The 18,896-nt window shown below is 70.0% G+C and carries 16 protein-coding genes and 2 pseudogenes; 10 read left to right on the top strand and 8 right to left on the bottom strand.

Going from position 1 to position 18,896, the window contains the following annotated elements; genetic code table 11:
• Nucleotides 1-6: 6 nt before the first annotated feature.
• The gene (locus ABTY62_RS01595) at nucleotides 7-1,782 is read left to right on the top strand and encodes an ABC transporter permease (protein WP_352127300.1); all 1,776 of its coding nucleotides are present in this window, start codon (nucleotides 7-9) and stop codon (nucleotides 1,780-1,782) included.
• Nucleotides 1,775-2,869, top strand: a complete 1,095-nt coding sequence (locus ABTY62_RS01590) for an ABC transporter ATP-binding protein (RefSeq protein WP_352127299.1) — start codon at nucleotides 1,775-1,777, stop codon at nucleotides 2,867-2,869. Before ABTY62_RS01595 ends, ABTY62_RS01590 begins: the two co-directional genes overlap by 8 nt.
• Before the next feature lie 76 nt (nucleotides 2,870-2,945).
• Here the strand turns inward: ABTY62_RS01590 and ABTY62_RS01585 are convergent, their stop codons facing one another.
• Entirely contained in the window at nucleotides 2,946-3,290 is a 345-nt protein-coding gene (locus ABTY62_RS01585) for a substrate-binding domain-containing protein (protein ID WP_502997382.1), read from the bottom strand.
• Here ABTY62_RS01585 and ABTY62_RS01580 point away from each other — a divergent pair.
• Nucleotides 3,247-3,388, top strand: a pseudogene (locus ABTY62_RS01580) (Gfo/Idh/MocA family oxidoreductase); the annotation flags it as partial. The gene ABTY62_RS01585 and the pseudogene ABTY62_RS01580 overlap by 44 nt on opposite strands.
• Before the next feature lie 97 nt (nucleotides 3,389-3,485).
• Nucleotides 3,486-3,845, top strand: a pseudogene (locus tag ABTY62_RS01575) (TIM barrel protein); the annotation flags it as partial.
• A gap of 83 nt (nucleotides 3,846-3,928) precedes the next feature.
• Here ABTY62_RS01575 and ABTY62_RS01570 read toward each other — a convergent pair.
• The 3 genes from ABTY62_RS01570 to ABTY62_RS01560 all read right to left on the bottom strand — a co-directional run bounded on the left by ABTY62_RS01570 (nucleotide 3,929) and on the right by ABTY62_RS01560 (nucleotide 7,151).
• A complete protein-coding gene (locus ABTY62_RS01570) occupies nucleotides 3,929-5,287 on the bottom strand; it encodes an alkaline phosphatase (protein WP_352127298.1) in 1,359 nt (452 codons plus the stop codon).
• Nucleotides 5,288-5,439: 152 nt separating this feature from the next.
• The gene (locus ABTY62_RS01565; RefSeq protein ID WP_352127297.1) at nucleotides 5,440-6,954 is read right to left on the bottom strand and encodes a sodium:solute symporter family protein; all 1,515 of its coding nucleotides are present in this window, start codon (nucleotides 6,952-6,954) and stop codon (nucleotides 5,440-5,442) included.
• Nucleotides 6,951-7,151, bottom strand: coding sequence for a DUF3311 domain-containing protein (locus ABTY62_RS01560; protein ID WP_352127296.1), 201 nt, complete (start codon nucleotides 7,149-7,151; stop codon nucleotides 6,951-6,953). Before ABTY62_RS01560 ends, ABTY62_RS01565 begins: the two co-directional genes overlap by 4 nt.
• A 238-nt stretch (nucleotides 7,152-7,389) precedes the next feature.
• Between ABTY62_RS01560 and ABTY62_RS01555 the strand changes: the two genes are divergently transcribed.
• From ABTY62_RS01555 to ABTY62_RS01545, 3 genes are all read left to right on the top strand, one after another.
• Complete coding sequence (locus ABTY62_RS01555; protein WP_352127295.1) at nucleotides 7,390-8,178, top strand: TIM barrel protein; 789 nt, start codon at nucleotides 7,390-7,392, stop codon at nucleotides 8,176-8,178.
• 42 nt (nucleotides 8,179-8,220) lie between these two features.
• The gene (locus tag ABTY62_RS01550) at nucleotides 8,221-8,388 is read left to right on the top strand and encodes a hypothetical protein (RefSeq protein WP_352127294.1); all 168 of its coding nucleotides are present in this window, start codon (nucleotides 8,221-8,223) and stop codon (nucleotides 8,386-8,388) included.
• A 164-nt stretch (nucleotides 8,389-8,552) separates the two neighbouring features.
• Nucleotides 8,553-10,718 carry a protein kinase domain-containing protein gene (locus ABTY62_RS01545; protein ID WP_352127293.1) on the top strand — a complete coding sequence of 722 codons (2,166 nt, stop codon included), beginning with the start codon at nucleotides 8,553-8,555 and terminating at the stop codon, nucleotides 10,716-10,718.
• A gap of 11 nt (nucleotides 10,719-10,729) precedes the next feature.
• Here ABTY62_RS01545 and ABTY62_RS01540 read toward each other — a convergent pair whose 3' ends face one another.
• The 3 genes from ABTY62_RS01540 to ABTY62_RS01530 all read right to left on the bottom strand — a co-directional run bounded on the left by ABTY62_RS01540 (nucleotide 10,730) and on the right by ABTY62_RS01530 (nucleotide 13,725).
• The gene (locus ABTY62_RS01540) at nucleotides 10,730-11,473 is read right to left on the bottom strand and encodes a class I SAM-dependent DNA methyltransferase (protein WP_352127292.1); all 744 of its coding nucleotides are present in this window, start codon (nucleotides 11,471-11,473) and stop codon (nucleotides 10,730-10,732) included.
• Nucleotides 11,445-12,323, bottom strand: coding sequence for an MHYT domain-containing protein (locus tag ABTY62_RS01535; protein ID WP_352127291.1), 879 nt, complete (start codon nucleotides 12,321-12,323; stop codon nucleotides 11,445-11,447). The genes ABTY62_RS01540 and ABTY62_RS01535 overlap by 29 nt, the downstream gene beginning before the upstream one ends.
• Nucleotides 12,324-12,519: 196 nt before the next feature.
• On the bottom strand, nucleotides 12,520-13,725 hold the full coding sequence (locus ABTY62_RS01530; protein WP_352127290.1) for an erythromycin esterase family protein: 1,206 nt from the start codon (nucleotides 13,723-13,725) through the stop codon (nucleotides 12,520-12,522).
• A gap of 70 nt (nucleotides 13,726-13,795) precedes the next feature.
• Here ABTY62_RS01530 and ABTY62_RS01525 point away from each other — a divergent pair, with 70 nt between their 5' ends.
• From ABTY62_RS01525 to ABTY62_RS01515, 3 genes are all read left to right on the top strand, one after another.
• Entirely contained in the window at nucleotides 13,796-14,530 is a 735-nt protein-coding gene (locus ABTY62_RS01525; RefSeq protein WP_352127289.1) for a TioE family transcriptional regulator, read from the top strand.
• 160 nt (nucleotides 14,531-14,690) lie between these two features.
• Nucleotides 14,691-15,644, top strand: coding sequence for a TIGR01777 family oxidoreductase (locus ABTY62_RS01520; protein WP_352127288.1), 954 nt, complete (start codon nucleotides 14,691-14,693; stop codon nucleotides 15,642-15,644).
• An 80-nt stretch (nucleotides 15,645-15,724) separates the two neighbouring features.
• Nucleotides 15,725-16,324: a TOPRIM nucleotidyl transferase/hydrolase domain-containing protein gene (locus tag ABTY62_RS01515; protein ID WP_352127287.1), complete on the top strand. Its 600-nt coding sequence runs from the start codon at nucleotides 15,725-15,727 to the stop codon at nucleotides 16,322-16,324.
• A 135-nt stretch (nucleotides 16,325-16,459) separates the two neighbouring features.
• On the opposite strand, the gene ABTY62_RS01510 is transcribed toward ABTY62_RS01515, so the two are convergent.
• On the bottom strand, nucleotides 16,460-18,814 hold the full coding sequence (locus ABTY62_RS01510) for an MMPL family transporter (RefSeq protein ID WP_352127286.1): 2,355 nt from the start codon (nucleotides 18,812-18,814) through the stop codon (nucleotides 16,460-16,462).
• Between the last annotated feature and the right edge of the window lie 82 nt (nucleotides 18,815-18,896).

Raw genomic sequence — 18,896 nt, 5'->3', positions numbered from 1 at the left:
GTCGCCATGGCCACCCAGACAACCCCGGCGCCCGCCCCGCACCGCACCCTGCGGGCGGGCGAGCTGGGCACACCTCACTACCGGCGCCTGTTCGGCGCCGGCCGCGAAGTCACCATCCACTGGCTGACGTTCCTCGTCACCGCCGCGCTCGTCCTCGCCCCGGTCGTCCCGATCCTCTACCAGTCGGTCCGCAACCAGCCGCTGTACGCCGCGGGCGGCGCCTTCACCCTGTCGAACTACGCCCGTCTGTTCACCGAGGCGGAGTTCGGCACGATCATTCTCAACACGCTGCTCTTCGCCGTCCTGACCACGGTGTTCGCCCTCGCGATAGCCATCCCCATGGCGATCCTGCTGGAGCGGACGAAATTCCCCGCCGCCCGGCTGATCGGACAGGTGCTGCGCTGGCCGATCTACATCTCCCCGCTCGTCCTGGCCTTCGGCTGGATCGTCGTCTACGGCCCGGCCGGCTTTCTGACGACCGCGCTGCGCCAGGGCATGGGCTGGGTGCCGTGGAACCTCTACACGCTGCCCGGCATGGCCTTCGTCGAGGCCGTCGCCCAGGTCCCCGTCGCCTATCTCTTCTGCGCCAACGCCCTGGCCGCGTCGGACACCTCGCTGGAGAACGCGGCCCGCACCGTGGGCGCGGGACCGATGCGCATCCTGCGGTCCATCGTCATCCCCATGCTGCGGCCGCCGGTGCTCTACGCCGGGCTGCTGATCTTCGGCACGGCGGTCGAGACCCTGTCCATCCCGCTGATCCTCGGTGAGCCCTCGGAGATCACCCTCTTCTCCAGCTTCCTCTACGAGCAGGGCATCGACGCCCTCAGCCCGGACTACGGCCTTCTCGGCGCGGCGTCCACCTTCATGCTGGTGACCACCGTGGGCCTGGTCGTCTTCCAAGCGCGGCTGCTGAAGCAGGCCCAGCGGTTCGTCTCGGTGCGCGGCAAGGCGACCCGCTCGAACCTCCTCGACCTCGGCGGCTGGAAGTGGGCGGGCTTCGCCTTCGTGGGCGTGTACATCGTCTTCGGCGCCCTGCTGCCGATGGTCGCGCTGATCCTGCGCGCGTTCACCTCGCTGCTCACCCCGCTGGTGAACCCGCTGGACCTGCTGACCCTCGACAACTTCCGGCTGATCTTCTCCTACGCGCCCTACACCGAGTCGATCACCAACAGCATCACCGTGGCCTTCATCGGCGCGGTCGCCGTGACCGTGTTCGGCACGCTCGTGGTCCTGGTGGCCCGCCGCTCGGACTTCCGCCTGGCCCGGCTGCTGGAGACCACCGCGCAGTCCCCGCACGCGGTGCCCGGCCTGATCATCGGCATCGGCTTCTTCTGGGCCTTCGCCTGGCTGCCCGGCGGGGACGCGGTCCGCGGCACGCTCCTCGCGCTGGTCATCGCCTTCGGTGTCCGGGCGCTGCCGTCGGCGTACGGGGCCATCTCGCCGGCGACCATGCAGCTGGGCGGCGAGCTCGACAACGCCGCCCGGGTCGCCGGAGCCGACTGGTGGCGCACCGTCTCCCGGATCCTGCTGCGCCTCCTGGTGCCCGCGATGCTCGCCTCCTTCCTGCTCATCTGGACCCAGATGATCCGCGAGTACGCGCCCGCCATGTTCCTCGCGGGAGCCGAGTCCCAGGTCATCGGCACCACCGCCATCGACCTGTGGACCCAGGGCGAGACCGGCTCGGTCGCCGCCCTCGCCACCCTCCAGATAGCCGTCACCGCCGTCGTCGCCGGCCTCGCCGGACTCCTGCTCAAGGGCAGGAAGGAGAAGAACAATGCCTGAGCTGGTCGTTGAGAACCTCACCAAGTCCTTCGGCGGCAACGCCGTCCTGGAGGACATCAACTTCACCGTCGCCGACGGCGAGTTCTTCACCCTGCTGGGCCCGTCGGGCTGTGGCAAGTCCACCACGCTCGCCTGTGTGGCCGGCCTGGAGCACCCCGAGTCGGGCACCATACGCGTCGGCGACCGCGTCTTCTTCGACGGCGATCCGCGCTCCGCGGTGCCGCCGGAGGGGCGCAACCTGGGGCTGGTCTTCCAGTCGTACGCGCTGTGGCCGCACATGACCATCGCCGAGAACCTGGCCCTGCCGCTGAAGCTGCGCAAGGTCTCCAAGGCCGAGCGGAAGCGCCTGATCGACGACGCACTCGACAAGGTCGACATGCTGCATCTGCGCGACCGCTACCCGCACCAGCTCTCCGGCGGCCAGCAGCAGCGCGTCGCCCTCGCGCGCGGCATCGTCTACGCCCCGGGGGTGCTCCTGCTCGACGAGCCACTGTCCAACCTCGACGCCAAGATGCGCGACCAGGCCCGGATGTGGCTGAAGGCGCTCCAGCGCGAGGTCGGCATCACCACGGTCTATGTCACCCACGACCAGATCGAGGCCATGTCACTGTCGGACCGGATCGCCGTGTTCATGCACGGCCGCCTCCAGCAGGTGGGCACCCCGACCGAGATCTACGAGACCCCGGCCACCCCGGAGGTCGCGGGCTTCATCGGACGGTGCAATCTGCTGGACGGCCGGGTCGACGAGGCTCCGGCGGAGGGCCGGACCGTACGGGTCGAACTGGGCACGACGGGGAGGCACTTGAAGGTCGTACGGACGCGGGACGTCAGGGCGGGCCAGAGCGCGACGGTCGGTCTGCGCTCCGAACGCATCACGCTCGCCGAGCGCGCGGACGTGGCCGACGACGGCGTCAATGTGCTTCCGGCGAGGATCAAGCAGTGTTCCTACACGGGCGCCCGCTTCGAGTACCAACTGGCCGTCGGCGACCTCGACATCCACGCCGAGAGCCCCGTCCGCCACGAGGGCCAGGAGATCAATCTGCTGATCCGGCCCGAGGACTGCCTCCTCTACCCGGTGGCGGGCTGATCCGCGGCCGCTCACGCTTCGCCCTCGGGGGGCCGGACCTGGTGTCCGGTCCCCCGCCGGGCTGTGCGGGGCGTGTTCAGTCCGCCCGCGGCGGCGGTGGCGCGCTGGTGCCGCGCACCACGAGCTTCGGGTCCAGCACCGCCTCCCGCGGCTCCAGTTCCGGGTTCTCCAGCCGTTCCACGGCGAATCGCACCGCGTGCTCGGCCATCAGCACCGCGTCCTGGCGGACGGTGGTCAGGCCGATCGGCATGAGATGGGAGAGGTGGCTGTCGTCGTAGCCGACGACCGACATGTCCCGTGGGACGTCGACACCGCCGCGGGCCAGGGCCATCCACACGCCCATGGCGCAGCGGTCGTTGCCCGCGAGGACCGCCGTCCCCGCCCACGCCGAGCATGTGCTGAACGCGATCGCGGCCGGCACGCCGGTGTTCTGCGAGAAACCCCCTCGCCACCACCGCCGGGGACTGTCTGCGCATCGTCGACGCCGAGCGCGCCCACGGCCGCCGCCTCGTCCGGCTGCCCGACCCGGCCGCCGTCGGGGTCCGTACCGCCGGAGCGCACGGCACGGCGGTCCCGCAGGACTGGAAGGGCCGGTTCGCGGACGCCTTCGCCGTACATGTTCCGCGCCCGGCCGCTCGACGACATGGTGCGCACGGTGGCCGGGCTCGGCTGTGAGTACATCGAGCTGTCGCCGCGCGACGACTTCATGCCGTTCTTCCTGCGCCCGCGCGCGGACGACGAGCGGATCGCCGAGCTGAAGAGGTTGCCGCTCGGTGTCCGCTACTGGAAGCGCCTGATCGAGATCACCGCGGACCTGGAATGTCTGCTGATGAACTCGGAGTTCAACGGCCGTCCGGAGCGAGGCGCGGAGAACGCGGCGGCCTTCTGGCGCTCCTTGGACGAACTGCTGCCGCTGTTCGAGCGGGAGGGCATCGCCCTGAACCTGGAGGCGCATCCGGACGACTTCTGCGAGGAACTCGCCGCGCAGGCGACCTGGCCCACGAGGAACTCACGACGAAGGGGAGGCCGTGATCGGCCTCCCCTTCCAGGTGTGTGCGGTCAGCGCAGGCGCAGCGCCTCGCGGAGGGTGCCGAACAGGTCGGTCTGGTTGGTCACGCCGAGCACCCGGTAGGCCAGCGGGCCCTGGGCGGCGATGCGGACCTGGGTGCCGGTGTGCTCCTGGGACTGGCCCGGCGTGTTGGTCGAGTAGTTGACCTTGAGCTGCTGGCCCTCGTCGGTGACCAGGGTGGAGGACAGGCCGGGCGGGGTGGCCTCCAGCGGGACGATCTGGCTGGTGTGGCCGTGGTCGGCGGTGGTGACGACGAGGGTGTCGGGGTGCTTGGCCGCGTAGTCGCGGGCCACCTTCACCGCACGGTCGAAGGCGGCGGTCTCGCCGATCTGGCCGCACGGGTCGGCCGCGTGGTCCTGCTTGTCGATGGAGGCGCCCTCGATCTGGAGGAAGAAGCCCTTCCCCGAGCCCTTCTGCTTGGCCTCCAGCAGGTCGATCGCCTTGGTGGCGGAGTCGGCCAGGCTCGGCGTGGTCGACGGGCGGTTGGGGTTGGAGGTCAAACACCGCTGCGGGTCCGTGCCACCGACGGCGGCCGCCTTGCCGGTCCATTCGGTGGGCACGTTGCCGGAGGAGAGCAGGCCCAGCACCGGCTTGCCCGCCTTCGCGCTCTTCAGGCCGGCGGAGTCGGTGACCACCTGGTAGCCCAGCTTCTGTGCCTGCTCGGTGACGGTCTGGCCCTTGTAGGCACCGTCGGTGATCTTCTGGTCGAACCGCTGCTTGCCACCGCCGATGAGGACGTCGACCTTGTGGCTGACGGACTGCTCGGCGATCGAGCCGGGGCCGCCCTTCGCGATGGTGTCGGTGGGGCACTTGGCCATGTCGGCCGGGCCCTGACAGGAGCGGTCGGTGACATGGGAGGCGAGCACGGCCGGGGTGGCGTCGGTGAGCTCGGAGGTGGTGACGCTGCCGGTGGCGTAGCCGTTCTTCTGCGCCTGCTCCAGGATGGTGGGGACGGCCTTGTCGGTGTCCGGCGTCTTGGAGATGCGGCCGTTGACCGTCTTCACGCCGGTCGCCCAGCCGGTGCCGCTGGCGGCGGAGTCGGTGACGTAGTCCGGGGTGCCGTCCGCGTGCACCGCGTACGTGGTGTAGGCGCCGGTGAGCGGGAACTTGTCCATGTTCAGGCGGCCGTTCGCGCCCACCGTGTAGTCACGGGCGAGCGTGATCTCCGAGTCGCCCATGCCGTCACCGATCAGCAGGATGACGTTCTTCGCCTTTCCGCCCTTGATCGCGTTCTCGGCCTGCGTCTTGCTGTCGGAGGCACCGGCGGCGGCGGTGACGGCCACGGCGGCCGCGGTCGCGGTGACCACGGCGGTGCCGATCGTGAGATGACGACGCGAAGGTCTGTGCATGGAAGCAGCTCCTTGGGACGCCCGAGGGGGGCGGGTGTAGATGCCAACGAATCCGACGACATCAGCCATGGGTGAACCGATGGGAAATTCGTGGCCCTGCCCGTATTTCCATGACATGGCGCGTTGGCCGCCGCCGCTGGGCCGTCAGCCGATCAGCGATCGCCCTTGTACGGTGCCGCGGCGCCTGTCCGCTCGAAGCGGCCCCGGGATGACGGGAGTTCCGCACCGTCCGGGACGCGGGTGGCGGCGGAGACGGCCACCATCACCACGGCGTTGAGGGCGAGGGCGATGACGCCCACGTTGAGGTCCTTCACCGCCTGGGGAAGCCCCGGTAGCAGGCTGCCCACCGTGACGCCGGAGAGGGTGACGACGGCGACCGTGGCGACCCCGACGACGATGCCCGCGGCCGCTCCCTGTTTGGTGACGATCCGCCGTGGCGCGAGGCTCGCCAGCAGCGCGGGGAAGAGCTGGGTGACCAGGGCGTAGCCCATGAGCAGCAGCGAGACGATCGAGCTGCCGCCGTTGAAGGTGAAGTAGAGGGAGATCAGGGCGAGGGCCGGCACGAGCAGTTGCGCGAGGCGGCCGATGTGCTGCTCGCTGGTGTGGGGCCGGGCGAGGCGGTAGACGTTCTTCGCCAGGCAGGTCGCGGAGCTCATGAGCAGCAGCGAGCCTGGGACCAGCGCGGTGAGCAGTCCGGCGCCGCCGACGATGCCGACGAACCACGAGGGGAAGGTGGCGGTGGTGATGCGCAGCAGGGACAGATCCGCGTCGGCGCCCTTGAGGCCGGGCACGACCAGGATGGCGGTGAAGCCGACGAAGAAGACGAAGAGCAGGATGAGCTGATAGAGCGGCATGAAGATGGCGTTGCGGCGGAAGACTCGTTCGTTCTGGGCGCTGTAGGAGGCGCTGAAGGTGTGCGGCCACATGTAGAAGCCGACCGCCGAGAGCAGCACGGTGGACGCGAACCACGAGGTGCTCATGCCGCTGGAGGGCAGGGTGAGGAGCTGGGGATGGGCCTCGTCCACCGCTCGGAACATCTCCCCGACGCCGCCGTAGTAGTGCCACGGCAGATAGATGCCCAGGATGAGGACGACCGCGAGGATGGCGACGTCCTTGAGCACCGAGGTCCAGGCCGAGCCGTGGATGCCCGAGACCGTCACATAGAGGGTCAGCGCGACCGTGCCGATCACGATGGCCCAATGGGAGGAGATACGGCCGTCGGAGGAGACGGACACGATGATCCCCAGCCCCTTCAGCTGGAGGACGAGGTAGGGCACCATCGCGACGACCCCGACGAGGGCCACCAGCGCGCCGAGCAGCGGGCTGTCGTACTTGGCGACGAAGAAGTCGGACTGCGAGATCAGCCGGTGCTGCTTGGCGTAGCGCCACACGGCCGGCAGCAGCCAGTACGACAGGACGTAGGCGAGCGAGGCGTAACAGAGGATGTAGTAGGCGGGTGCGCCCTTGCCGTAGGCCCATCCCGAGGCGCCGAGGAAGGTGAAGGTCGTGTAGATCTCGCCGGCCAGCAGCAGGAAGACGAAGACCGTCCCGAAGCCGCGGCCGCCCACCGACCACTGTTCGAGATCCATGTCCCGGCCGCGGCGGGCGCGCAGCCCCAGGCCCAGGGCCGCGAGGAGGAAGGCGAAGATGACGGCGAGGGCGATCATGAGTTCCGCTCCTCCCGGTTCGCCGGGTCCAGCCGGTAGATGACGGCCATGGTCACCGAGATCAGAACGACCCACATGACCAGCCAGAAGAGGATGAACGGCATACCGAGGACGTAGGGCGTCACCCGGTTCGCGAAGAAGATTCCCCCGAGGATCCCGAGGAACGGGATCGCGCCGAGCAGATGGATGGGTTTCACGTCGAGAACCTCCTGAGCCGGGCCGTACACCGCTGCACCAGGGCCTCGCCAACTGACCAGACGGGGCCCATCTTTCGCCATGCGGAATCAAGTTTTCGATTGGCAGATGTATAGATCCACCCCGAAGGCCTGTCAAGGCTTTGCGTGTTCGGACAAACGAGGGGTTGTTATTCCGCGATGCAGAAAATACTATCCGCATCTCAGAAGTTGCATGGGTGACCCTCAGCCGGGAGAACTGATGAAGCACCGACTTCCCTGCACCGTCAATCTGTCGATCCTGTTCACCGAGCTGCCGCTGCTGGAGCGTCCGGGCGCCGCCAGGGCCGCGGGGTTCGACGCGGTCGAGTACTGGTGGCCCTACGCGACGGCCGTGCCGACGGACGCGGAGGCCGACGCCTTCGTCCGGGCGGTGCGTGACGCCGGTGTGCGGCTGACGGGGCTGAACTTCTTCGCCGGGGACATGCCCGCGGGCGACCGTGGCCTGGTGTCCTGGCCGGCCCGGGCGGCGGAGTTCCGCGACAACATCAATGCCACCGTGGCGATCGGCGAGCAGTTGGGGTGCCGGTCGTTCAACGCCCCGTACGGCAACCGGATCGACGGCATCCCTCCGGCGGAACAGGACGACCTGGCGGTGGAGCACCTGGCGCTGGCAGCCAGGGCCGCGGAGCGCGTCGGCGGCACGGTCCTGCTGGAGCCGTTGGACTACTGCGTCCAGCTGTCCTTCGACAACATCAACGCCCCCGAGGTCGGCGGCTACGGCGTCGACCACGTCAAGGTCGCCGAAGGGCTGGGCTGCAAGGCCATCCGCGTCTTCGAACCCGACCGCATCGCGCCCGCTCTGGCCGAGGCCAAGAAGCTGATGGCCGAGCACCGGGTGCCGGTGGTCGTCGAGGTCATCCTCGAGCGCGTCACCAACGTCTCGATGGGCACCGAACTCGACGACATCACCGAGTTCGAGGAACTGGCCACCCGTCCCGGCCACGCTCCGGCGGCGCTCCGCACGGCCCTCGGACTGGAACTGTCATAGAAAGCGCAGGGGACGGGCGTCGGCCGCCTTCTGATCGAGCACATGATCGGCCAGGCCGGGGAAGCCGGTCTGCCGAGCGTGCGCGGGGTTGCCCATCCCCCGGCCGACGGGTTCTACCGGCGCTTGGGCGCCACGCGGGTCGGGACGGTCGCTCCGTCGCTGCCGAGGGTGGCCTGGGAGCGCCCGGAGTCGCGGTTCACCATCCCCTGACGAGGCGCGGCCGGATCCCACTCGAAACGTACTGTTGGCGATGACTGCCTCTACCCTGGCACAAGTTTGATCACGGAATCGGACGAGCACTCAGGCGTACGAGTCGCATCCGGACAACAGCACAGACGGGGGACGCACATGGGAAGTGACATCGCATGGGCGGAATGAAGCTCTATTCGCTCGAATCCAACGATCCGCGGCGGCTCGGGCCCTACCGCCTGTTGCGGCGGATCGCCACCGGTGGCATGGGCCGTATCTACCTCGCCCGGCAGGAGGCCCCCGGGACCCCCGCGAGCCCGGCCGGGCCCACCGGAACCGTGGTGGACCACGGGCTCGTCGCGGTCAAGACGCTCCTCGCCGAAGGGATGGTGAGCCGGCCGGACCGCGAGCGGTTCGCCCGCGAGGTGGAGCTGGCCGGGCGGGTCGACAGCGCGTACACCGCCACCGTGCTCGACGCCAACGCGAAGGCGGAACGCCCGTGGCTCGCCATCGAGTTCATTCCGGCGCCCAGCCTGGCCGAACTCGTCGTCAGCGCCGGGACACTGCCCGCCGGCGCGGTGCGCTGGGTCGCGGCCGGGGCCGCGCGGGCGCTGGTCGAGCTGCACGGTCTGGGCGTCGTCCACCGGGACATCAAACCCCTGAACATACTGCTCCCCCAGGACCGCCCCCGCCTCATCGACTTCGGCATCTCGCACGCCCACGACCACACCAGCTCGACGACGACCATCGGCACCTTCGCGTTCACATCGCCGGAACAGGCGTGCGGCAAGAAGTCCACCGCCGCGTCCGACATGTACTCCCTGGGCGCCACGCTCTTCTTCCTCGCGGTCGGCCGCCCGCCGTACGAGCAGACCGACCACTACTTCGGGGTCCTCGCCCTCGTCCAGCGCGCCGAGCTCGACACCAGCGGGCTGCCGGCGGAGCTGGAACCGCTGATCCTCCCCCTGCTGGAGCTCGCCCCCGAGCGGCGCCCCGCTCCGTCCGACGTGCTGCGGGACGTCCTCGCCGGCCTCGACCAGTCCGCTGCGGACCAGGGCGCCGAGCGGTGGCTGCCGCAGGCGTGGACCGCGCTGATCGAGGAGTACGCGGAGCAGGGGCGTCAACTGCGTGACCGAGCCCTGGACTTCGAGGCGGCCGAAGCGCCGACTCAGGTGAAGTCCGAGGGCGCTCCGGGCGGGGCGCACGAGGCGGTCAGCGAGATGCGCGAGCAGCTGGAGGCCCTGCGCAAGCAGCGGGACGCCTTGGTGCAGGCGCAGGCCGAGGAGCGGGCGGAGGCGGAGGCGCGGGAGCTCGCGCGCCAGGAAGAGGAGGAGCACAGGCGCAGGGAACAGGCGCGGAAGGAAGACGCGGAACGCAGGGAGCGGGAGCGCAAGGAACAGGAGCGGAAGAAGAAGGAGCAGAGGGAGCAGAAGGAACGCGAGCGGAAGGAGAGCCAGCGCAAGGAACGCGAGCGCATAGCGCGCGAGAAGACCGAGACCGCCGCCAAGCAACCCGCCAAGAATTCGGGTTCCTCCGAAGGCTGGGGCGGTCTGCTCGTGGTCGCGCTCATCATCGGAGCCCTGATCTGGCAGCCCTGGGACAAGAAGGACGACGACACCCCGGCGAGCAGCCCCACCCCGCGTTTCACCCTCTCCAGCAGCGGGGGCGGCACCAGCGGCCTCGGCACCGACGACACCGAGACCGACAGTTCCTCAAGCTCCTCCAGTTCATCGAGCTCGTCGAGCTCGTCAAGCTCGTCAAGCTCGTCAAGCTCGTCAAGCGGCGGCTCCGATGACACCGAGCCCGAACCCGAACCGGAGACCACCTCCCCCGAGCCAGAGCCCGACCCCACCGAAGAGGCCTTCAAGGCCGTCTCGTCCGGGGACTGCCTGGACGTGGTCGACACCGGCTACGGCGGACTGACCAAGTACGACTGGAGCGAGGAGAAGCCGAACACGACGTCCTGCGGCTACGGAACGCGGGTGAAGGTCACCGGCACCGCCGACGACTGCCCGTCCGGCGTGGCCAAGGCCACCTGGTCGTACTACTCCACCAGCAGCGGCGAGCGGACCGCGCTGTGCCTCACCGGCCAGTACCGCCAGGGTGACTGCCTGCTCGCCAAGCACGAGGGCAACAACATCAGCAGCATCGCGATGCTGTCGTCCCCGAACTGCACGGACCGGAGGGTCCCCGTCGCGTACAACGAGATCCTGGTCGTCACGGACATCTACCGGGCGAACGCGAGCACCGGCACCGAGGTCTGCCGCCATGGGCAGTACGACATGAACACGTACTGGTCCACGAAGGTGGACGACGGCGCGACGCTGCTGTGTCTGAAGGCGTACGACTGACGCGGCGGGCGTCAGTGTGCCGACGGGATTCGGTAGACGGAGACATGAGAACGCGACTCGGCGGTGAATTCGGCGCCGTCCCAGTCCGCGTGCCTGGCCTCCAGCTCGAATCCGGCCAGCTGAGCCATGAGGTCGAGCTCGGCCGGCCAGATGTAGCGGTGGGGGCTGCGGGACAGCTCTGCCTGCCTGGTCTCGTCGATTCGGAAGTGGTGCGATACGACCTGCTGGTTCAGCACGTCGTAGGTGTCCAGACCGATGTACCCGGGGTCGGAGTGCCAGACGGTGGCCGTCTGGCCCGGTGGGAGCTTGCGCAGCTCGGGTACCCAGAGCTCGATCACGAACCGGCCGCCGGGCGCGAGGTGGCGGGCGGCGTTGCGGAAACACTCGACCTGCTCGGCCTGGGTGAGCAGGTTGGAGATGGTGTTGTAGACGAGGTAGACCAGGGTGTACTCGCCCGGGGCGGCGGTGGTCGCCATGTCCCCCATGATCACGGGGAGCGTCGCCTCGTCCACCTTGGTACGCAGTCGCTCCACCATCGGCCGCGACAGCTCGATGCCGGTGACGGGGACTCCGCGCTCGGCGAGCGGGATGGCCACCCGGCCGGTGCCGATGGCGAACTCGAGCGCCTCGCCCTCCCCTGCGAGCCGGGCGAGGCGGTCCACGGTCGGTCCCAGGATCTCGGGGGCGAACATGCCGGATCCGGGCGTGTCATAGCGCTGGGCGGTCTCAGCGTCCCAGATGTTCTCCTGCTGCATTCCGCCAAGGCTCGCTTGTCGCGTGAGTGCTGTCCATCGAATATGTGCCCCGCCCGGAGCCGACGGGGCCGGAGCCGGCCGGGCCGGACCGGGAGGCCTGGCTGTTCCATTCGCCGTCACCGAGGATCAGGACCGGGTCGAACATGACGACGGCGCCGGCCAGGATCAGGAAGATGACCGGGCCCAGCAGCATGGGCAGCAGCAGAGAGACTCCGGACGGGCCAGTGGCCGCCTGTGTCGTATCGGAGTGGAGGTGGACACTCACGGCGGCCATGCCGGTGTAGTGCATGCCGGAGACGGCGAGGCCCATCACCAGGCTGGCGCCGAGGGAGCGCAGGAAGCCGCGGACGGACACCGCGGCCCACAGCGCCGCCGTCGCGGCGACGAGGGCGATGACCACCGAGAGGGCCACGGCGACCGCGTCGTAGCGGATGACGCCGTTGAGCCGCATCGCGGACATCCCGAGGTAGTGCATGGCCGCGACGCCCAGCCCGGTGATGGTTCCGGCCACGGTGAGAGTGGCCGGGGCGGCACCGCGGTAGCCGACGATGAACACGCCCGCGGAGACCACCACGATCGCGACCATCAGACTGAGCACGGTCAGCGGCACGTCGTAGGTGACGGGCGTCTGGCGCACGGAGAATCCGGTCATGGCGATGAAGTGCATCGTCCAGATGCCACAGCCCAGAGACGCGGCTCCCAGAGCAAGCCACCCCGGTCTCCATCCGGGACTACGGTGCACCGTGCGCACGACGCAGCGCAGGCCCAGTGCCGACCCCAGGCAGGCCATCACATAGGCGGCCACCGGTGTCACCAGTCCGTAGCTGAAACCGTCGATCGTGCCGTTCATCCACGCCCTCCCCAATTTCCATGGACACGGCAGATATTGAGGCTGTTTTCGGCCAGGAGCAGCAAGCCCTTACCGGTAGTAGCGGTTGAGTCTTACGAGATCGTTATTCGCGTCATATGACCCCTGAATGTGTCGGCGCCCCGCCACCCTGACTGCGGCTCAAGAAACCGAGCGCGCGGGAGCGTTGATGGTGGCGCTAGCTCTGCGGAACGTCCTTGATGAACACGAGCCCGTCGATTCCCGCCAGGTGGGCCGGGTCGAGCGGGGCGTAGCCGAACCAGGGCGACACGCGGGGCGCGGGTTGCGGGTCGCCGAGGGCGGTGGCCAGCCGGGAGGGGTCGATGACGCAGCGGTCCTCCGGGAGCGCGTACAGGAGTCCTTCGACGGTGTCCGGCGGCGGGGTGTCCACTCCCCGGTGCCGGATCGTGCCGAGAGCCGTGGCCAGAAAGGCATAGGCGTCGCCCAGGTGGGAGCTCACGAGCGCGCCCGCGCTCCACCACTCCAGCGGCGGCTGGTCCCACATGCGCATCGAGCTCTTGTCCCGCTGGAGGTGGCTGTTGTGGGCGAAGACCAGCACCGGGCCCCGCCGGGTGAGGGCGAGGAGGTTCTCGGCCATCATCGAGTCCCGCAGGCCCAGCAGCCGCGTCATCCGGCCAGGTGAGGTGTCGGCCATCCAGTAGTGGTAGCGCAGCAGGCCGGTGGCGGTGCGCCCGTACAGCCGCGCCCGGTCCCAGTCGTCCCGCGAGGTCGCCGCGAGCAGATGGGGTGTCTGCTCGTCGAACAGCGCCACCAGGTCGTCGGCGAACAGCCGCAGCTCCGTGGCCTCGGCGGACCGCCCCACGGACTGGGCCGGGTCCATCATCGCGTCGGGATTGGTCCACCGGTCGTCGGCGCCGAGCAGACGGTCGAGCGTTTCCGCGGTGCAGGGGAGCAGGTCCGCGTCCACCCGGGCCGAGAGGTGGCCGTGGAGTGCGATGAGGGCCTGCCGGGGGCTCGCGGCGCCGGTGATCTCCAGCGGGCCGTCGATCCCGGCGAAGCGGAGTTGCTCGGACGCGGGCCGGCCGTCGTTGTACGCCCTGATCCAGCGCACGAGTTCGCGGTTGGCCGCGGACTCCCCGAACCCATGGCTGAATCCGCGCTCCATGGCCTCGTCGAGGGTGCCCTGGCCCGAGGTGACGTAGTCGTCCACGACCAGGCCCATCAGGCAGTCGCTCTCGATCGCGATCGTCCGGTACCCCTCCTGTTCGACGAGTTGCCGGAAGAGGTCGTTGCGCACGTCGAGCAGAGTGTCCTCGCCGTGGGTGGGCTCGCCCAGGGCGAGCAACCGCGGTCGGGCCGGGAGCAGGCCCATGACGGCGGCGGCCGCGACGGCATGGGTGGTGTCCTTGATGTCAGTAGCCATGCCTTCCACGGTATCGTTGAACCACCGGTTGAAACTTTTGCGCGATGCCGCCGCGATATCGTTCGCCCCCATGGGACGAAACCTTCAAAACGGCGAACGGCTCAGGCCCGTTGATCTGGCGCGCGGGCACGGTCTGTCCACGCAGGCGATCAGGAACTACGAGGAGGCCGGCATCCTTCCGGCCGCCGATCGCACACCCCACGGCTACCGCACCTATACCTCGTTGCACGCGGGGGCCCTGGGTGCGTTTCTCGCCCTGGTGCCCGGCCACGGCCACCAGACGGCGACGGCGATCATGCGCGCCGTGAACGAGGGCGCGGTCGATGAGGCGTTCCACCTCATCGACGAGAGCCATGCCCAGCTGCTCGACGACCGGCGGACACTCCAGGCCGTGGAGAGCGCCCTCCGCGACCTGGAGCCCACCGCGGCGCCCGAACCCGACACGGCGGTGTCCGAGGCCGGCGGCACGTTCATCGGACCGCTGGCGGGCAAGCTCGGCATCCGGCCCGCGACGCTGCGCAAATGGGAGCGCGCCGGGCTGGTGCGCCCGCGCCGCGACCCGCTGACCGGGTACCGCGTCTATGACGCCGCCGACGTACGGGACGCCCGGCTGGCCCATCAGCTCAGGCGGGGCGGCTATCTGCTGGAGCAGATCGCCCCGCTGATCGCCCAGGTGCGGACGGCCGGCGGCCTGGAGCCGCTGGAGGCCGCGCTGCACGAGTGGCACGGCCGGCTGTCCGCCCGCGGGCGGGCGATGCTGGCCGGGGCCGCCGAGCTGGAGGCGTACCTCCGCGAGCGCGGATGAGAGCCCGGTGCGCGCGGCGAGAAGCCCGGCGTTGTGGCGCCCCCGACTGGGCCACAGGGACGCCGCCGGCCGCGGACGGCACGGCGTGGCGCGGCCCCGGCACCGACCTGCCTCGTGGCAGCAACGTACGCTCGGTGCGGCGCAGGAGGGGGGAAACACCGTGAAGATCGTGTTGCCCGGAGGAACCGGGCAGGTGGGCGGCATACTGAACCGGGCGCTGACCGCCGCGGGCCATGAGGTCGTGGCGCTCACCCGACGGCCGACGCGCGACGGTGAACTCCGGTGGGACGGCAGAAGTCTCGGCCCCTGGGCGGAGACGATCGACGGCAGCGATGTCGTGATCAATCTGGCCGGCCGCAGCGTCAGCTGCCGGTACACCGAGGAGAACCTCCGGGCCATGATGGACTCGCGTGTGGACTCCGCGCGTGTCGTGGGCGAGGCGATCGCGGCTGCCCGACGGCCTCCCCGGGTCTGGCTCCAGATGAGCACCGCCACCATCTATGCCCACCGCTTCGACGCACCCAACGACGAGGCAACCGGAACGACCGGCGGCGGCGAACCCGATGTCCCCCGCTACTGGGACTTCAGCGTCGAGATCGCAAAGAACTGGGAGCGGGAACAGCAACGGGCCCGGACGCCGCACACCCGCAAGGTGGCCCTGCGCTCAGCGATGGTGATGAGCCCCGATCGCGGTGGCGTGTTCGACTACCTGCTGTGGCTGGCCCGCCTCGGCCTGGGCGGGCCGGTCGCGGGCGGAGCCCAGTACGTGTCCTGGATACACGACCATGATTTCGTCCGCGCGGCCACATTCCTGATCGACCGGGACGACATCACCGGACCGGTCAATCTCGCCGCCCCCGCACCCTTGCCGCAAAGGGCGTTCATGAGCGCGCTGCGCACCGCGTGGGGCGTCCCGGTGGGCCTGCCGGCCACCAAGTGGATGGCCGAGATCGGCGCGTTCGCACTGCGTTCCGACACCGAACTCCTGCTCAAGAGCCGCCGGGTCGTTCCGGGGCGGCTGCTCGAAGCCGGGTTCGTGTTCGACCACGCCGAGTGGCCGCAGGCCGCGGGTGAGCTTGTGCGGCGGGTACGTCAGGAGCGGGGCCGCGCTTGACGGGTGGGGGGTTCACCCGGCCCGACTACCCGGTGGAAATTCCCTGGCGTGGTGGCCGGAAAGGGGCGGAGACTCGTCTCATGGCTGACATGGGGTCGTTCCGGGATGCGGTCATCGCGTGGGCGGCCGGTGGCCCCGACGACCCCGCGCGCGAGCTGGCCGCGCGGCTGCCCATCCGGGCGGTCGTCCTGCTCGAAGGGCCGAGCGACGCCGCGGCGGTCGGCGCGCTGGCCGCGCGCCGCGGCCGGAACCTGGCGGCCGACGGGGTCTGTGTTCTGCCGATGGGCGGAGCGATGAGCGTCGGACGCTTCGCCCGTCTCCTCGGGCCTCCCGGCTTGGACCTCCGCCTCACGGGACTGTGCGACGAGGCGGAGCGTCCCTACTACGCCCGCGGCTTGCAGCAGGGGTTTTTCGTCTGCTCGGCGGATCTGGAGGACGAGCTCATCCGCGCCCTGGGCGTGACTCGGGTGGAGGAACTCGTCCGCGGGGAGGGCGACCTGCGCGCCCTGAAGACCTTCCTGCGCCAGCCCGCGCAGCGGGGCCGCACCTCGCAGCAGCAGTTGCGGCGCTTCCTCGGCACGAAGAAGGGGCGCAAGATCCACTACGGCCGCGTCCTCGTCGAGGCCCTCGACCCCGATCGCGTACCCGCCCCGCTGGACGGCCTGCTCGCCGGCCTCTGACCGCTGGGCCAGGTCCCGGCGCCGTCGCTCACCGCGGCGGAGTACGCCGACAAGCGGTGCCCGGCCGAACTGCGCAACGCGCTCGGCCGGGCCGGGGGCAGCCTCAGGCGGCCTGACGCCCCACCACACCGGGCATCAGCCGGTGGCTTCGGCCTTCAGCGTTGTGTCGTGCCGCCGGGAGGCGTCGGGAAGGGGGAGCGGGATCCGCTGGGTGAGCTTGTCGCCTTCGACATCGAGATCGGGCAGGACGCGGTCCAGCCACGCGGGGATCCACCAGGCTCTTTCGCGCGCGAGCGCCATGGTGGCCGGAATGAACGTCATACGGATGACGAACGCGTCGATGACGATGCCCACGGCCAGCGCGAACCCGGCCTGCTTGATCATGGGTTGGGCGTTGAAGATGAACCCGGCGAAGACCGAGACCATGATCGTCGCCGCGGCGACGACAACGGCACTCGCGTGGGCGAAACCGGAGACGGTCGCGTCGAGCGGGTCGGCCCCGTGCATGCGGGCCTCGCGCATCGAGGTGACCAGGAACATCTGGTAGTCCATGGCCAGTCCGTAGAGCACACCGGTGACGATGATGGGCAGCAGGCTCACCACGGGCGCGGTCGCGTCCAGCCCGAACAGGGCCTGGAGCCAGCCCCACTGGAAGACGGCCGTGGTCACCCCGAAGGTGGCGGCGATGCTGAGCACGAAACCGAGGGTGGCCATCACCGGAACGACGACGGAGCGGAAGACCAGGAGCAGCACGACCAGCGAGAGCCCGAGCACCGTGGCGACGTAGAGGGGCAGGACGTCGGCGAGCCGGTCCGACACGTCGATCGCGAGGGCCGTGAAGCCGGTGACTCCGACGGCGACGCCGTGCTCCCGGCTCATCTGCCCGCTCTTGTCCCGCACGGAGGTGACGAGGGCCTTGGTGCCGTCGTCGTTCGGTCCGTCGCCGGGCACGAGACCGAGGACAGCCGTGGTGCCGGAGCTGTTCATGGCGGCCAGGGAGACCGTTGCGGCGCCCTTGGTGTCCTTCAGGTCGGCGGCGACCGCGGCGAGCGCGGTGGGGGTCAGAGGCCGTCCGCCGTCGGCGGAACGGGCGACGGCCATCAGGGGTCCGTTGAAACCGGGGCCGAAGGCGTCGCTGACCGCCTCGTAGCTCTTGCGCTGCGCGGTGTCGGAGTTGTAGCCGTCGCCGGACGGCAGGCCGAGCTTCATGGAGGCGGCGGGCAGCGCGAGGATCAGGGGAATCAGAAACGCCGCCGCCAGAGCGGAGTACTTGTGCCGGACCAGACGTGACCCCCAGCGGCTCGCCCGCGTGTGCGCGGCGGCGGATGCCTGCCGCTGGGCCCTGCGGCGGGCCTTGGCCGAGCAGATGCGCTCCTCGACCAGGCCCAGGAGGGCGGGCAACAGGGTCAGGGCGAGCAGGACGGCGATGGCGATCGTGGCCGCGGCGACCAGGGCCATGGTGTTGAGCAGGGCGATCCCGACCACCAGGAGCCCCGTCAGGGCGATGATGACGGTGCTGCCGGCGAACAGGACCGCGCTGCCCGCGGTGCCGATGGCCCGGCCGGCCGCCTCGTGCGCGTCCAGGCCGTCGTCCAGGATCAGCCGCCGCTGCCGGTTGACGATGAACAGGGCGTAGTCGATGCCGACGGCGAGTCCCAGCATCAGGGCCAGTACGGCGGTGAGCGAGTGGATCTCGAAAACGGTGGAGAGGGTGAAGGCGCCACCCACGCCCAGGGTGACGCCGACCAGGGCGATGACCAGCGGCAGGCCCGCCGCCACGACCGACCCCAGGGTGACCAGCAGGACGATGGCCGCCACGACGACGCCGACGATCTCGCCGACACCCACGATCTCCGGTATCTCCATCATCGACGCCGCCGGCAGAACGTCGAGGTGACCGCGCTCGGCCTGGCGCTCGGCGGCCCGGACGGCGCTGTCGATCGTCCCGGAGGGCAGCTCATAGGTCTGCTGGTCGAACTGGAACTGCATCAGGGCGGTGGTTCCGTCCGCCGAGACGAGGACCCCTGGTACGGGCCGGCCGTCCTCCTGTAGCGGCGTCGGCGCACGGCCTCCGCCCAGCTGCCCGACGGCCCGGGCCACCGCGGCCTGGGCCCGTGTCAGGGGACTCTTCTCGCCCTTGGCCAGCTCTGCGGCGAGGGCCTCGCGTGCGTCGACGACGTGGTCGTGGCGGTAGACCGCGTCCACCGCGGCGACGAGCGCGGTGCGGCTGTCCCCGCCGTCGACCCGGGTCCCGTGCTGTGCCCGGAACACCAGCATGCCCTGCCCGCCGGATGCCTCGGGCAGGGACTTCGCCAGATCGTCGATGACCTTCTGCGCCGGGGTGCCGTCGATGCGCACCTCGTTGCTCAGCTTGACGGGGTTGATCGCGAGCAGACCCACCACGGCGGACACCGCCGCCAGCCAGCCGGCGATGACGTACCAGGGCCTGGCGTAGGCGAAACGCCCCAGCCGGTACAGCAGCACGGACACAACTCTCTCCTCACTAAGTGAGAGGCTACTATCAAAGCGATAGGAAGCTATCACTTCCCGAGGGGTTGGGTAATCTGCGGTT

This window comes from Streptomyces sp. NPDC097640 (genome assembly GCF_040302705.1).
Lineage (GTDB): Bacteria > Actinomycetota > Actinomycetes > Streptomycetales > Streptomycetaceae > Streptomyces.
This window is presented reverse-complemented; position numbering and strand designations above follow the sequence as displayed.

What these genes read in the sequence shown, in the direction of transcription:
- ABTY62_RS01565 (WP_352127297.1), bottom strand. Translation starts at nt 6,954, where the DNA reads ATGATCGCCCTCGCCGTCATCTTCGCCTTCCTCCTCGCGGCCCTGGGC.
- ABTY62_RS01570 (WP_352127298.1), bottom strand. Translation starts at nt 5,287, where the DNA reads ATGCACAGACCTTCGCGTCGTCATCTCACGATCGGCACCGCCGTGGTC.
- ABTY62_RS01530 (WP_352127290.1), bottom strand. Translation starts at nt 13,725, where the DNA reads ATGGCTACTGACATCAAGGACACCACCCATGCCGTCGCGGCCGCCGCC.
- ABTY62_RS01545 (WP_352127293.1), top strand. Translation starts at nt 8,553, where the DNA reads ATGAAGCTCTATTCGCTCGAATCCAACGATCCGCGGCGGCTCGGGCCC.
- ABTY62_RS01535 (WP_352127291.1), bottom strand. Translation starts at nt 12,323, where the DNA reads ATGAACGGCACGATCGACGGTTTCAGCTACGGACTGGTGACACCGGTG.
- ABTY62_RS01550 (WP_352127294.1), top strand. Translation starts at nt 8,221, where the DNA reads ATGATCGGCCAGGCCGGGGAAGCCGGTCTGCCGAGCGTGCGCGGGGTT.
- ABTY62_RS01525 (WP_352127289.1), top strand. Translation starts at nt 13,796, where the DNA reads ATGGGACGAAACCTTCAAAACGGCGAACGGCTCAGGCCCGTTGATCTG.
- ABTY62_RS01595 (WP_352127300.1), top strand. Translation starts at nt 7, where the DNA reads ATGGCCACCCAGACAACCCCGGCGCCCGCCCCGCACCGCACCCTGCGG.
- ABTY62_RS01540 (WP_352127292.1), bottom strand. Translation starts at nt 11,473, where the DNA reads ATGCAGCAGGAGAACATCTGGGACGCTGAGACCGCCCAGCGCTATGAC.
- ABTY62_RS01515 (WP_352127287.1), top strand. Translation starts at nt 15,725, where the DNA reads ATGGCTGACATGGGGTCGTTCCGGGATGCGGTCATCGCGTGGGCGGCC.
- ABTY62_RS01590 (WP_352127299.1), top strand. Translation starts at nt 1,775, where the DNA reads ATGCCTGAGCTGGTCGTTGAGAACCTCACCAAGTCCTTCGGCGGCAAC.
- ABTY62_RS01555 (WP_352127295.1), top strand. Translation starts at nt 7,390, where the DNA reads ATGAAGCACCGACTTCCCTGCACCGTCAATCTGTCGATCCTGTTCACC.